10 protein-coding genes are annotated in these 13,226 nt (G+C 51.2%); 4 read left to right on the top strand and 6 right to left on the bottom strand.

What is annotated here, in order from left to right; genetic code table 11:
• Positions 1–86 precede the first annotated feature (86 nt).
• Positions 87–1,307 (bottom strand): fosmidomycin MFS transporter, encoded by a 1,221-nt coding sequence (gene fsr / locus BGE37_RS10315; protein WP_105287994.1) that lies wholly within the window; start codon positions 1,305–1,307, stop codon positions 87–89.
• A gap of 217 nt (positions 1,308–1,524) precedes the next feature.
• Between fsr and ushA the strand changes: the two genes are divergently transcribed.
• The gene (ushA, locus tag BGE37_RS10320; protein WP_032183492.1) at positions 1,525–3,177 is read left to right on the top strand and encodes a bifunctional UDP-sugar hydrolase/5'-nucleotidase; all 1,653 of its coding nucleotides are present in this window, start codon (positions 1,525–1,527) and stop codon (positions 3,175–3,177) included.
• A gap of 37 nt (positions 3,178–3,214) precedes the next feature.
• Here the strand turns inward: ushA and BGE37_RS10325 are convergent, their stop codons facing one another.
• From BGE37_RS10325 to copA, 5 genes are all read right to left on the bottom strand, one after another.
• The gene (locus tag BGE37_RS10325) at positions 3,215–3,718 is read right to left on the bottom strand and encodes a hypothetical protein (RefSeq protein WP_105287995.1); all 504 of its coding nucleotides are present in this window, start codon (positions 3,716–3,718) and stop codon (positions 3,215–3,217) included.
• A complete protein-coding gene (locus BGE37_RS10330; protein WP_105287996.1) occupies positions 3,715–4,515 on the bottom strand; it encodes a DUF6896 domain-containing protein in 801 nt (266 codons plus the stop codon). Before BGE37_RS10330 ends, BGE37_RS10325 begins: the two co-directional genes overlap by 4 nt.
• Positions 4,516–4,538: 23 nt before the next feature.
• The gene (gene ybaK, locus BGE37_RS10335; RefSeq protein ID WP_000186628.1) at positions 4,539–5,018 is read right to left on the bottom strand and encodes a Cys-tRNA(Pro)/Cys-tRNA(Cys) deacylase YbaK; all 480 of its coding nucleotides are present in this window, start codon (positions 5,016–5,018) and stop codon (positions 4,539–4,541) included.
• 203 nt (positions 5,019–5,221) lie between these two features.
• The gene (locus BGE37_RS10345; RefSeq protein ID WP_032183493.1) at positions 5,222–6,016 is read right to left on the bottom strand and encodes a TraB/GumN family protein; all 795 of its coding nucleotides are present in this window, start codon (positions 6,014–6,016) and stop codon (positions 5,222–5,224) included.
• Positions 6,017–6,444: 428 nt separating this feature from the next.
• The gene (gene copA / locus BGE37_RS10355; protein WP_105287997.1) at positions 6,445–8,949 is read right to left on the bottom strand and encodes a copper-exporting P-type ATPase CopA; all 2,505 of its coding nucleotides are present in this window, start codon (positions 8,947–8,949) and stop codon (positions 6,445–6,447) included.
• Positions 8,950–9,210: 261 nt separating this feature from the next.
• Between copA and glsA the strand changes: the two genes are divergently transcribed.
• From glsA to BGE37_RS10370, 3 genes are all read left to right on the top strand, one after another.
• Entirely contained in the window at positions 9,211–10,143 is a 933-nt protein-coding gene (gene glsA, locus BGE37_RS10360) for a glutaminase A (RefSeq protein ID WP_105287998.1), read from the top strand.
• 2 nt (positions 10,144–10,145) lie between these two features.
• Positions 10,146–11,438: an APC family permease gene (locus BGE37_RS10365; protein WP_105287999.1), complete on the top strand. Its 1,293-nt coding sequence runs from the start codon at positions 10,146–10,148 to the stop codon at positions 11,436–11,438.
• Positions 11,439–11,775: 337 nt separating this feature from the next.
• Positions 11,776–13,131, top strand: a complete 1,356-nt coding sequence (locus BGE37_RS10370; RefSeq protein ID WP_105288000.1) for a TolC family outer membrane protein — start codon at positions 11,776–11,778, stop codon at positions 13,129–13,131.
• Positions 13,132–13,226 lie beyond the last annotated feature (95 nt).

A 13,226-nucleotide genomic window follows, 5' to 3' on the forward strand; every position in this document is an offset into this window, starting at 1 on the left:
GGAAAACAGAAGGCGGTTTAACAGAGGAAAGGCTTATGGCGACTGTAAAACGATGCAGCCAAAGTTTGCCTTTGGCTGCAATGAAATCAGTCTTTATGCCGGTTATCAGGCAGGAATATGGTCAACATCCCCAATAGTGGCAGGAAAGCACAGATTTTATAGACTAACTCGATGCTGGTGTGGTCGGCGATAAGCCCCAGAACTGCCGCTCCCAGACCCCCCATGCCGAAAGCAAAACCGAAAAAGAGTCCAGAAACCATACCGATACGTCCTGGAAGTAGCTCCTGAGCGTAGACCAGAATGGCAGAGAACGCCGAAGCGAGGATAAATCCAATAATCACCGTCAAAACCCCCGTCCAGTGCAGGGTGGCGTAGGGTAAAATCAGCGTAAACGGCGCAACGCCGAGGATAGAGCCCCAAATCACATATTTCCGCCCAATTTTATCCCCCACAGGCCCGCCAATCACCGTACCTGCCGCAACGGCAAACAAGAAGGCAAACAGATGAAGTTGGGCATTCTGGATAGATAATCCGAATTTTTGCATCAGATAAAAGGTGTAATAGCTACTGATGCTCGCCATATAGAAATATTTCGAGAAAATCAGGATTAACAGAATGCTGACCGCCAGTACCACTTTGTTGCGCGGCAGTGGATTGATAATCGTCGCTTTTGGTTTTCCTTTATTCATTCGGTGCTGTGCCGAGTACCAACGGCTGATTTGCGCCAGCACCACGATTGCCAGCAGTGCTGCAAGCACAAACCAGGCCACGTTGCCTTTGCCATAAGGCGCGATAATCACCGCTGCCAGCAAGGGCCCCAGGGAACTGCCAAAGTTGCCGCCGACCTGGAAGATAGATTGCGCCAGACCATGACGGCCACCAGACGCCATTCGGGCCACGCGTGAGGATTCCGGGTGAAAGATCGACGAACCAGTGCCGACCAACGCCGCCGCCAGCAGAACTGCGCCAAAACTGCCCGCCAGCGCCAGCAGCACCAGACCGCTTAAGGTAAAGCACATGCCAATCGGCAACGACCACGGCATCGGATATTTATCCGTCCAGTAGCCGACCACAGGTTGCAATAGTGAAGAGGCGAGCTGGAAGGTGAGGGTTATCATGCCAATTTGCATAAATGTCAGAGAAAATTCTGACTGAAGCAGGGGATAAATCGCCAGAATCAGCGATTGGATCATGTCGTTCAGCAGATGTGAGAGGCTGATAGCACCTAAAATACCAAACGATGTTCGGGCCTTGGTCGTTGACGCAGCAGCGTCAGCCACTGGCTGGGTTTGTTCACTCATTGCCATAGGAAAGTCACTTTTTCAGGGTTGCGATGTAAAGAATGATCTTATTTGTGATTATTACCCGACTAACATACCTGTATGCGCCGCCTGAAGGAAGTCTCAACGCTGAATACAGAATTTCTAATCTGGATGCAGATTTATCTTCACCGGACGCAGACTTGTCTATGATGTCGCGTCATACTATTTTTCAACACGTTGAAATCTGATCAGGGAGAGAAGTATGAAATTATTGCAGCGGGGCGTGGCGTTAGCACTGTTAACCACATTTACACTGGCGAGTGAAACTGCTCTGGCTTATGAGCAGGATAAAACCTACAAAATTACAGTTCTGCATACCAATGATCATCATGGTCATTTCTGGCGTAATGAATATGGCGAATATGGTCTTGCGGCGCAAAAAACGCTGGTGGACGGTATTCGCAAAGAGGTTGCGGCTGAAGGTGGTAGCGTGCTGCTACTTTCCGGTGGCGACATTAATACTGGCGTGCCCGAGTCCGACTTACAGGATGCCGAACCTGATTTTCGCGGTATGAATCTGGTAGGCTATGATGCAATGGCGATCGGTAATCATGAATTTGATAACCCGCTCACCGTATTACGCCAGCAGGAAAAGTGGGCTAAGTTCCCGTTGCTTTCCGCCAATATCTACCAAAAAAGCACTGGTGAGCGCCTGTTTAAACCATGGGCGCTGTTTAAGCGTCAGGATCTGAAAATTGCCGTTATTGGGCTGACAACCGATGACACAGCCAAAATTGGTAACCCGGAATACTTCACTGATATCGAATTTCGTAAGCCCGCTGATGAAGCGAAGCTGGTGATTCAGGAGCTGCAACAGACAGAAAAGCCAGACATTATTATCGCGGCAACCCATATGGGGCATTACGACAATGGTGAGCACGGCTCTAATGCACCGGGCGATGTGGAGATGGCACGCGCGCTGCCTGCCGGATCGCTGGCGATGATCGTCGGAGGTCACTCGCAAGATCCAGTCTGTATGGCGGCAGAAAATAAAAAACAGGTCGATTACGTTCCTGGTACGCCATGCAAACCGGATCAACAAAATGGCATCTGGATTGTACAGGCGCATGAGTGGGGCAAGTACGTGGGTCGGGCCGACTTTGAGTTTCGCAACGGCGAAATGAAAATGGTCAACTACCAGTTGATTCCGGTAAACCTGAAGAAGAAAGTGACCTGGGAAGACGGGAAAAGCGAGCGTGTGCTTTACACCCCTGAAATCGCCGAAAACCAGCAAATGATTTCGCTGTTATCACCGTTCCAGAACAAAGGCAAAGCGCAGCTGGAAGTGAAAATAGGCGAAACCAATGGTCGTCTGGAAGGCGACCGCAGCAAAGTGCGTTTTGTACAGACCAATATGGGGCGGTTGATTCTGGCAGCACAAATGGATCGCACTGGTGCCGACTTTGCGGTGATGAGCGGAGGCGGAATTCGTGATTCTATCGAAGCAGGTGATATCAGCTATAAAAATGTGCTGAAAGTGCAGCCATTCGGCAATGTGGTGGTGTATGCCGACATGACCGGTAAAGAGGTGATTGATTACCTGACCGCCGTCGCACAAATGAAGCCTGATTCTGGTGCCTATCCGCAATTTGCCAACGTTAGCTTTGTGGCGAAAGACGGCAAACTGAACGACCTGAAAATCAAAGGCGAACCGGTCGATCCGGCGAAAACTTACCGTATGGCGACATTAAACTTCAATGCCACTGGCGGTGATGGCTATCCGCGTCTGGATAACAAACCGGGCTATGTGAATACCGGCTTTATTGATGCTGAAGTGCTGAAAGCGTATATCCAGAAAAACTCGCCGCTGGATGTGAGTGTCTATGAACCGAAAGGTGAGGTGAGCTGGCAGTAATGAACCCTGTCGCGGCGTCATGATATGACGCCGCCATTTATGAATATTGAAATCTTGCATCGTAATCGCGATGTGTCAAACCAAATGCCATCAGCATATAATTCTGCGGTTCACCGGGCTGTTCTTCATCTGCTTCAAACCAAAGTGTCACGCCTGAGCGATTGACGTGGATTAATAGTGTATGGGGCGATTGACGGTGGATTTGCAGATCAGCGCCTTCGTTAACAAGCATGTTAAATACACGCGTAACGTTCAACTCAGCGACGTTATTCAATATTCCTTTATCAAATCGGATCGCTTTGCCCAAATGGATTTGGCTCAGATAATCGTACCAAATCATATATAGCTTGTTGTTTTCGAAATGAAACTCAACATTACCAAATAGCCAGATATAAAAACCATTTCCCATATCATTTTTAGAGTCCGGCTCAATAAAGTTTTGTTCCAACCATGCCATTGTTTGCCCCAGTTCGACAAAATCGAATTTTCCGTTAAAGACAAAATTGTGGAAGCTAACATCAACAAGATGGTCAAATTTCATCTTTCGCTCCTTTGTGAGTTTTTTACATGCTTCAAAAGCCAGCGTAATTTGCATCGGTGCAGGCGACTCTCCAGTGTTGAGCGAAAACTTGCGATGTCGACATTGGACCAATCTACCGCAGCAACACCCGTGTATTGTGGGATCGGTGAAGGGATTTTTTCTAACTTTCCCAGCGCCAGCAGTTGTTGAATGATCCTGCTGCCGTCGTGGTAATCATCGTAAATAGCCACTGGCAGAGGCTGCCAGGCGGGGGTCGATTTGATAAATACGGAAAAAAAATACGGGTCCAGATCGCCGAAATCAAAGCCGTAGGCGAGGGGAACTTCAATATTTTGCTCTGTTTTTTTATTCTCAAATGCACAATGAAAACCATGAAAACAATACTGCCACTTTCCCATTTTGCCTTTTCGCTTACGGTTGCATTTGAAGGGGGCAAAGGTAACTAGCGGGTTATTTTCCGCCATCTCAACGTTCAGTTGTTCAGCCAATGCAAATATAAGCTCTGTCGCCAGCTTACGATATTCTTTCGCGCAGTGTTCGAAAAAATCCTGATGGCGGTTAATCTCTTCAAGCGATATTAATCTGGCGATCCTGATAACCGGGTCGGCAGAATGCATGCCAACAACAAATTCATCGAGCTGTGCTTTCAGCACCAGCCCGAATTCCTCACGATACCTCTCTGCTTCGCTGGCAAAATGCAGATGTAATACCTTTTCTCTCGATGTTTGCCGAAGTAAGGCGATATCCGGTATCTCATCTGCACAAGCGATACTTAATGTCTCTGTAATCCTTTCCACATCTCATCTTCCGTGTGCATCACTTAATCGCGACGAGCGATATCAGCAAATTTGGCATCGAGGATCTTCGCCAGGTCGCTTGCCGCCAGTTCAATGTCCAGCCCGCGCTTGCCGCCAGAAACAAAAATAGTGGCAAACTCTTGCGCGGGGGCGTCGATAATCGTCGGCAGGCGTTTTTTCTGCCCCAGTGGGCTAATCCCCCCAACCAGATACCCCGTCGAACGCTGCGCAACCATCGGATCGGCCATCTCAACTTTCTTGGCACCCAACGCCTTTGCTACTTTTTTAAGATCCAGTTGACCTGCGACCGGCGTAACGGCCACTGCAAGGTGCTTCATATCACCGTTCACTGCCACCAGCAGCGTTTTGTAGACCTGATCCGGATTCAAACCTAATTTTTTGACGACTTCATCGCCAAAATTGGTTTCAGCCGGATCGTGCTCGTAGGTGTGGATTTGAAACGAAATCTTGTTTTTTTCGAGTAATTTAACTGCGGGTGTCATGGTAATTTTCCTGCCTTAAACAAAAAAACGAAGCAAGCATACGCCTGATGGCGGTCCAAAAAAAAGAGTCATCTTGCCTAAGAGTATTGGCAGGATGGTGAGATTGAGCGACAATCGAGTTACACCGTCGCTTAAAGTGACGGCATAATAATAAAAAAATGAAATTCCTCTTTGACGGGCCAATAGCGATATTGGCCATTTTTTTAGCGCAACATCTGCGGCAAATTCCCTTCTCCATACAGATGTAAAGCTCCGACCGCGACCACATAGCGTCCCGGCGGCATGGCGCGTAATTTGTCCCGCCAGGCGAGATTTCGCTGATGCATCAGCACATCGTACAGCGACTGACTGAACGTATTGGGCAGCGTTATTTCATTATTTTGCGGCGGCGCATTCAGCCACCAGCTCATCATTTGTTGCAGCAAACGAGCGTTGGTGTGCCAGTGGGTCAGCGTATCGTCCAGCAGCGCCAGTCCTTTGTCAGGGAGCTGGAGCAACATGGCAATCTGGTTTTCTGCCCCTTCCAGTTCAATCACGGGTTTATGTTGTTGCTTCGCCACCTGCAATAGCTGGTAATCGATACCATATTCTGCCCGCAGCCCCAGTTTTTGCGCTTGCGTTGCCTGAAGAACCATCGCGATTTGCCACAGCGGTTGGGTAGAAAAGAGCGATGGAGAAATACCCATCTCCTGGCTTATGTTTTGCAGATTTTGTAATTGCTCCTCGCTAATGCGCTCTTCCAGCGCCTCGCAGGCAGGCAAATTGGCAAAAGGCGTATCGCTGGTGGAAACATCCGCCTCGACGATCAGCGCATCGGCGTTTTTGAGCTTTTTGAGCAAACGGGGGGGCAGGGGAGCCATATCGTGGCTGCCCATATGAATACTGCCAATCAGATGAAAATGGCGATTGCCGGGAAGAGAGATATCGATAGCAGGCCAGGTGTAATGATTGCCGCGCAGCGCGGCCCAAAGCGTTTTTACCCGGTACAACAGATCCATACGACCTCCCTTTGTGAAATATCATGCTAGCGCGCGGTGAGGGATGGCGCAAATGGAGTTATGAGGCTTGTTCAGTGGTAGCTTAAATATGATCGAAAAATTGTTTTTGCTTTGAAACGAAAGACTGCACGGGTGTTGGTGGCGTCAAAATCGCCGAGGCGTTCCCTGAAGGCCGGGGCAGCCCACATGGATGTGGGCTGAGGGCGCGTTTTACAGGGATGTTACCTCGCGCCCGACCCGGTAGCCGCAAGGGATAAGCCGAGGGTACCGCGCAGCGGCGATTTTGTTCGCCAGAGCCCGGGGGTGCAGGGGGCGGCGGCGATTGGCCGCCCCCTGCGCGCTCCTTGCGCCAGTCACTTTATATGGCATGACTCATAAAAGGAGCGCAACAAGAACTGGATCTCACAAACGCATTAAGTAAATAACAATCACTCTTTCGGTTTAAACCGCAGCAACCGGTTGGCGTTACTCACTACGGTAATCGACGAGAGTGCCATTGCTGCCCCGGCTACTACCGGGTTAAGCAGTGTTCCCGTGAACGGCCACAAAATACCGGCGGCGACCGGAATACCAATGCTGTTGTAGATAAACGCACCGAGCAGGTTCTGCTTCATGTTGCGCAGCGTTGCGCGGGAAATTGCGAGCGCATCCGCAACACCCATCAGGCTATGGCGCATCAGGGTAATCGCCGCGGTTTCAATGGCAACATCACTGCCGCCACCCATAGCAATACCGACATCCGCCTGAGCCAGTGCTGGCGCGTCGTTAATGCCGTCACCCACCATTGCCACCTGACGTCCTTCACTTTGCAGACGTTTGATCGCTTCGGCTTTACCGTCTGGCAGCACCCCGGCTATCACCTCATCAATCCCTGCCTCTTTGGCGATCGCATTGGCGGTGGTCGGGTTATCCCCGGTTAGCATCACCAGACGATATCCCGCTTTATGCAGACGTTGCAGCGCCGCCACGCTATCACTACGCAATGGATCGCGTACAGCCAGCAGGGCTACCGCTTTCCCGTCAACCGCCAGCAGCACAGGCGTTGCCCCTTGCGATGCCTGGGCTGAAATATCTGCTTCAATCGCTTTAGTATCGACTTGCTGGTCATTTAACAACGCCTGATTACCCAGCAATAACGCATGACCTTCTGCTTCACCGCTCACGCCCAGCCCACGCAATGTACGGAAGCTGTTGACCTGCGGCAGCTGCATATCGCCTGCTTTATCGAGGATCGCCCGTGCCAGCGGATGGCTGGAACCTTGTTCCAGTGCCGCCGCCAGACGCAGCGCCTGCGCTTCGTCAACATCAGCAAATGTTTTCACCGCGACAACCTGCGGTTTACCTTCCGTCAGCGTCCCGGTTTTATCGAATACTACGGTATCGAGCGTACTGGCGCGCTGCAGCGCGTCGGCGTCCCGCACCAGCACGCCAAATTCAGCCGCACGCCCTACGCCGGAAATAATCGACATTGGCGTTGCCAGCCCCAGCGCACACGGGCAGGCGATAATCAGTACCGTAGTGGCAATCACCAGGGTATAAACAATTTGCGGTGCCGGACCAAAGAAGTACCAGATTGCCGCACTGACCAGCGCAATCACCACCACTACCGGCACAAATACGGCAGAGATTTTATCCGCCAACTGGCCGATTTCCGGTTTACTGCTCTGGGCCTGGCGCACCATACGAATGATCCGTGACAGCGTAGTATGGCTGCCAACCGCACTGGCACGAAACAGCACGCTACCGTCCTGCACCACGGTACCGGCATGAACGCTATCGCCTTCGCCTTTTTGTTGTGGGATAGGTTCGCCCGTCAGCATTGCTTCATCCAGCCACGCTTCGCCCTGGGTAATTTCACCATCTACCGGTACACGATCGCCGGTCGTCAGGCGTAGTAACATACCAGGCTGAACATCTGCCAGCGGCACGCTTTTTTCACCTTCGTCAGTGACCAGGCGCGCCGTCGGCGGGGTTAAATCGAGTAATTTCTCCAGCGCCTTTGAAGAACGCTGACGTGCGCGCGCTTCCAGCATATGACCGAGATTAATCAGACCGATAATCATCGCACTGGCTTCGTAATAAAGATGTCGCGCTTCCATCGGGAACCACTGCGGCCACAGGTTGACGCTCATTGAATAGAGCCACGCCACGCCAGTACCCAGCGCCACCAGCGTATCCATTGTCGCCGCACCGTTCAGCAGGCTTTTCCATGCGCTACGGTAAAAATGCCCGCCGGCGAAAACCATTACCGCCAGCGTTATCAGGCCGATAACTAACCACAGGCTGCGGTTGTCAGCGGTGACCATCATGTTATCGCCAATCATCCCCCAGACCATCACCGGGATACCCACCGCCAGTGCGACAATTGCCTGCCAGCGGAAGCGCTTCATGGTAGCGACGGCGGTTTCCTGCTGGCGCTCACGGCGTTTCGCGTCATCTTCAATCGCTTCCGCGCCGTAGCCCGCTTTTTCCACCGCCTGCACTAAATCTTGTGGGGAGGCACTGCCCATCACCAGCGCAGTACGCTCCGCCAGGTTTACCCGTGCCTGAGTGACGCCCGGTACGCTTTGCAGCGCATTTTGTACGCGGGTGACACAGCTGGCGCAGCTCATGCCGCTCAGCAGCAACTGCTGGCTGTCATCGTCATCGGCGGTCGCTGCCGGAAGCGCCTCAGAAACCGCTGTCAGTGCTTCCGACGGGATTGATGACTCCGCCAGCGGTTTAGCCTTTGGGTGGCTTACAGATGCGTCATAACCCGCTTGTTTGATGGTTTCGATCAGCTGTTCTGCACTGGCAGTCCCGGTAACGTGCGCTTCAGTGACAGACACATCCGCCTGTTCAACATCCGGGCGCTGTTCGAGACTTTCTTTCACGCGTTTAACGCAGTGACCGCAGGACAGGCCGTCCAGGGTCAGGTCGATAGTTTGTGACATAACGTACTCCTTTGAGACAGTTTTGACTGGCTGTGATAAAGGTTAAACCTTCCAGCAAGGGGAAGGTCAAGAAATTAATAAACCAGGCGGGTAAAAGTCCGTAAAGATTAAAAAATCGGCTCAATTTGCATCAGGATTAGACATTTATCTCTTTGTTTTCCTGTAGTTAAGTCGCGGGTGCTAAGTTAAATCAGGATGCCTGAAAATCGGCACCGGGGTGAGGAATCCCCTCCCGCATCTATAAAAAGGAGTTAACAAAAGATGTTAGATGCAAACACATTACAGCAGGCAGTGGATCAGGCTTACACCCAATTTCACTCACTTAACGGCGGACAAAATGCCGATTACATTCCCTTTCTGGCGAATGTGCCCAGTCAACTGGCGGCAGTGGCTATCGTGACCTGCGATGGTAAAGTCTTTAGCGCGGGTGACAGTGATTACCGCTTTGCGCTGGAATCCATCTCAAAAGTCTGTACGTTAGCCCTTGCGTTAGAAGATGTCGGCCCGCAGGCGGTACAGGACAAAGTTGGCGCTGACCCGACCGGATTGCCCTTTAACTCCGTTATCGCCTTAGAGTTGCATGGCGGCAAACCGCTTTCGCCACTGGTAAATGCTGGCGCTATTGCCACCACCAGCCTGATTAACGCTGAAAATACTGAACAACGCTGGCAGCGAATTTTACATATCCAACAACAACTGGCTGGTGAGCAGGTAGCGCTCTCTGATGAAGTCAACCAGTCGGAACAAACAACCAACTTCCATAACCGGGCCATAGCCTGGCTGCTGTACTCCGCCGGATATCTCTATTGTGATGCAATGGAAGCCTGTGACGTGTATACCCGTCAGTGCTCCACGCTCCTCAATACTATTGAACTGGCAACGCTTGGCGCGACGCTGGCGGCGGGTGGTGTGAATCCGCTGACGCATAAACGCGTTCTTCAGGCCGACAACGTGCCGTGCATTCTGGCCGAAATGATGATGGAAGGGCTGTATGGTCGCTCCGGTGACTGGGCATATCGCGTTGGTTTACCGGGCAAAAGCGGTGTAGGTGGCGGTATTCTGGCGGTTGTCCCTGGCGTGATGGGAATTGCCGCGTTTTCACCACCACTGGACGAAGAAGGCAACAGTGTTCGCGGTCAAAAAATGGTGGCATCGGTCGCTAATCAACTCGGCTATAACGTGTTTAAGGGCTGATCATGATGAACACGGAAGGTAATAACGGTAACAAACCCCTCGGTCTATGGAACGTCGTTTCCATTGGCATTGGGGCAATGGTGGGGGCGGGGATCTTCGCGCTGCTGGGGCAGGCTGCGTTGCTAATGGAAGCCTCGACCTGGGTCGCCTTTGCTTTTGGTGGTATTGTGGCGATGTTTTCTGGTTATGCCTATGCGCGTCTGGGGGCGAGCTATCCCAGCAATGGCGGTATTATCGACTTCTTTCGTCGCGGATTAGGCAACGGCGTCTTTTCGCTGGCGCTCTCGTTACTGTACCTGTTGACGCTGGCGGTAAGCATCGCCATGGTCGCCCGTGCTTTTGGCGCTTATGCCGTGCAGTTTTTGCATGAAGGCAGCCAGGAGGAGCACCTTATTCTGCTCTACGCGTTGGGGATCATTGCGGTGATGACGCTTTTCAACTCCTTAAGCAACCATGCGGTAGGGCGGCTGGAAGTGATCCTCGTCGGCATTAAAATGATGATCCTGTTATTGCTGATTATTGCCGGTGTCTGGTCGCTACAACCGGCGCATATTTCCGTCTCTGCGCCTCCCAGCTCCGGTGCGTTCTTCTCCTGTATCGGGATAACCTTCCTTGCCTATGCGGGCTTTGGCATGATGGCGAACGCGGCGGATAAAGTGAAAGATCCGGCGGTCATTATGCCACGGGCGTTTCTGGTGGCGATTGGCGTTACCACACTGCTTTACATCGCGCTGGCGCTGGTACTGCTTAGCGATGTATCGGCATTAGAGTTAGAAAAATATGCCGATACCGCCGTAGCGCAGGCCGCATCTCCGCTCCTCGGGCATGTGGGTTATGTGATCGTTGTCATCGGTGCTTTACTGGCGACGGCTTCAGCCATCAACGCGAACCTGTTCGCCGTGTTTAACATCATGGACAACATGGGAAGCGAACGCGAACTGCCGAAGCTAATGAATAAATCTCTGTGGCGGCAGAGTACCTGGGGCAACATCATCGTCGTGGTGTTGATTATGCTGATGACGGCGGCGCTAAATTTAGGCTCACTCGCCAGCGTTGCCAGTGCCACCTTTTTGATCTGCTACCTGGCGGTGTTTGTGGTGGCGATCCGCCTGCGTCATGATATCCATGCCTCGTTGCCGATTCTTATCGTTGGCACGTTGGTTATGTTGTTGGTGATCGTTGGCTTCATCTACAGTCTGTGGTCCCAGGGCAGTCGTGCGCTGATATGGATTATTGGCGCGCTCTTACTCAGCCTTATTGTGGCAATGGTCATGAAGCGCAATAAAGCCGTATAAAACCTCTTTGGGCGCAGTACTTTCTGTACTGCGCCTTTGTCTTTAATTCAAATTTCCTTTCTTATTCCTTTAATAAATAAGTCACAAAAAAATGATATATACGCGATAAATCTGTGATGCTAATCACTTATTGCTGTGGATTATTCTTAATGCGTATGATGGTAATCTAAAAGTCGTAGTGTATTCTAAATAAATAACGTATAAGCTTTTTAACTGCATTTCTTTTCCAATCTCAATGTTCGACAAAAGAGGTGCACAAGTTATTACCCTTCTTAATAAAATGAGACTGGTTATAAAAACCAGTTAAAATAATGACCTGGAAGGAAGTGACTTATCTATGGCGCGATTCCAGTTTAAAAGCCGTAAAAATAATGGGTTTATTTTTTTAATAAGTTTTATGGTGATGGGAGAAGCTACAATTGCTGCACCGCTGCCACAATGGGCGAACGCCCCAGCGGTAACGCCAGTTGCCCGATTATCTTTACAGGAAAGTATATTACGCGCCTTTGCGCGAAATCCCGACGTCACTCAACAGGCGGCGCAGATAGGTATTGGCGAAGCACAAATTGATGAAGCCAAAAGTGCCTGGTATCCGCACGTTGGATTAACCGGCAACGCGGGGCCGTCCCGACAAACGGACTCCAGCGGCAGGCTTGATAACAACGTTTCGTATGGCATAACCCTGACACAGCTGGTGTATGACTTCGGTAAAACAGATAACGATATCAAACTGCAAACCGCCGCTCGTGACAGCTACCGCTTTAAATTGATGGCAACTTTAACCGATGTTGCCGAAAAAACGGCGACTGCCTATATGGAGGTCAGTCGTTATCAGGCGTTGTGCGATGCGGCTCAACGCAATATCCACTCGCTGGAAAACGTCTACAACATGGCGGCGCTGCGCGCTAACGCTGGCCTGAACTCATCGTCGGATGAATTACAGGCCCAGACGCGTATTGCCGGAATGCGCTCAACGCTGGAGCAATATCAAGCGCAGATGGCGAGCGCCAAAGCGCAACTGGCGGTGCTCACTGGCGTCCAACCGGAGGCGATAGCCGAGCCACCTGCTGAATTAGCCGAGCAGCCGGTATCGTTGAAAAATATTGATTACCAGTCCATCCCGCTGGTACTGGCGGCAGAAAACTTACGCCAGTCTGCACAGTACGGCGTGGAAAAAACGAAAGCGCAATACTGGCCGACGCTCAGTATTCAGGGCGGCAAAACGCGCTACCAGACCAGCGACCGCTCGTACTGGGACGACCAGTTACAACTGAACGTTAACGCGCCGCTGTATCAGGGCGGCGCAGTTTCAGCCCAGGTGCAACAGGCTGAAGGGCAACAAAAAATCTCTGCCTCGCAGGTCGAACAGGCAAAACTGGATGTGCTGCAACGAGCGTCTGTGGCATATGCGAACTGGACCGGCGCACGGGGTCGCGAAGAAGCCGGTTTAGCACAATCCGAAAGTGCGCACAAAACGCGAGATGTGTACCAAAATGAATATAAATTGGGCAAACGCAGCCTGAATGATCTATTAACCGTCGAGCAAGATGTCTTTCAGGCGCAATCGGCTGAAATAAATGCCAATTATGATGGCTGGGTCGCCGCCGTAAATTATGCCGCTGCGGTGAATAACCTTATTCCATTAGCGGGAATTAAACAGGGCTTATACAACGACTTACCCGACTTGAAATAATCCTGCCATTATTAATATCAGGTATGCATCGTTGTTAAGTGATTACCTTTGTCTTATTTAGATAAATGGACTCGCTAAGGATATGCGCCATTTAT

This window comes from Escherichia sp. MOD1-EC6300, from assembly GCF_002965045.1.
In the GTDB taxonomy this organism is placed as follows: Bacteria; Pseudomonadota; Gammaproteobacteria; order Enterobacterales; family Enterobacteriaceae; genus Escherichia; species Escherichia coli_F.